Source organism: Roseateles sp. P5_E11 (assembly GCF_054049355.1).
This window is the reverse complement of record NZ_JBFUMO010001004.1, coordinates 1-1,206: the sequence shown is the minus strand read 5'-3', so window position 1 is coordinate 1,206 and position 1,206 is coordinate 1. Positions and strand designations below refer to the sequence as shown.

The 1,206-nt window shown below is 71.0% G+C and carries 1 protein-coding gene and 1 pseudogene; both read left to right on the top strand.

Features of this window, described 5'->3' with window-relative positions:
- Positions 1-210, top strand: a pseudogene (locus tag ACXJKR_RS32915) (short-chain dehydrogenase); the annotation flags it as partial.
- 22 nt (positions 211-232) lie between these two features.
- Positions 233-1,057: an alpha/beta fold hydrolase gene (locus ACXJKR_RS32910; RefSeq protein WP_457326440.1), complete on the top strand. Its 825-nt coding sequence runs from the start codon at positions 233-235 to the stop codon at positions 1,055-1,057.
- Positions 1,058-1,206 lie beyond the last annotated feature (149 nt).

Genomic DNA, 1,206 nt, shown 5'->3' with positions numbered 1-1,206 from the left:
GCCCAGGGCACGCAGCTGACCGGCCTGCATGTGGGCTATATGGACACCGACATGACGCGTGGCCTGGACGCGCCCAAGTCTGCGCCGGCCGATGTCGCTCGCCTGGCCCTGGCCGAGCTGGAAGCCGGCGCCTTCGAGGTGTTGGCTGACGACATCAGCCGCCAGGTCAAGCAGAGCCTGTCCACGGCCGCGCCAGCTTACGCGGGCTGAGCCCCGAACTCAGGAGAACGYCATGCTCGCCTCCCCTGCCCTTGCCGCGCCTTTCACGGCCAATGACGACGGCCACCTCGCAGCGGCCCGCCATGCCTTCTCGGCGCCCGAGCGCGTGCCGCTGACGGCCGAGGAGCGCGCTGCGCTGGCTGGCCACGCCGAACCGCCGCTGCGCCACGAAGGCCTCAAGCTCGCGCGCTGGACGCTGGGCGTCGGCCCACGCGTTGTCCTCGTCCACGGCTGGAACAGCCGCGGCGCCCATCTGCTCGGCTTCGCCCGGCCTCTGGTCGAGGCCGGCTTCTCGGTCACCCTTTTCGATCTACCCGCCCATGGCGACTCGACCGGTCATGCGGCCAGCGTCGTGCATGCCGGCCGCGCACTGCGCGCCGTGGTGGCCGACATCGGCAAGGAGGTGCACGGCGTCATCGGCCATTCGATGGGCTCGGCCGCCGCGCTGCTCGCGTTTGCCCACGGCTGGCGGGTCGGGCGCAGCGTGCATCTGGCCGGCCCCTCCTCGCTGTCGCCCATGGTCAAGGGCCTGGCCGCCGCTCAAGGCCTGGGCCCGGCGGATGCGGCCGCATTCGCGGGCTGGGTGGAACGCTTCATCGGCACGCGCATCACCTATGTGGATCTGGAGCGGCTGCAGCATGGCCTGCGCCATCCCGGGCTGATCGTCCACGACCCGGAGGATCGCACCGTGCCTTTCGCTGCATCCGAGGCGCTGCATGCGGCTTGGGCTGGCTCGCATCTGCAGCGCGTGAGCGGGCTTGGCCATCGCCGTCTGCTGGCGGATGCCGACGTCATCGCGCGCAGCATTGCCTTCATTGCCGAAGGAGCCAGTCAATGAGCGCCGTGCCCCGCCCCTGGCTGCTGACGCTGGCCGCGCTGTCAGCGCTGGCGACGCTGTCCACCAACATCCTGCTGCCGTCTCTGCCCGTGATGGCGCAGGCCCTGGGGTCGAGTGAGGCGGCCATGACGGCGGTGCTCAGCCTCTTC

Excerpts from the sequence above, each read along its gene's own strand:
- ACXJKR_RS32910 (WP_457326440.1), top strand. The coding sequence starts at position 233 with ATGCTCGCCTCCCCTGCCCTTGCCGCGCCTTTCACGGCCAATGACGAC.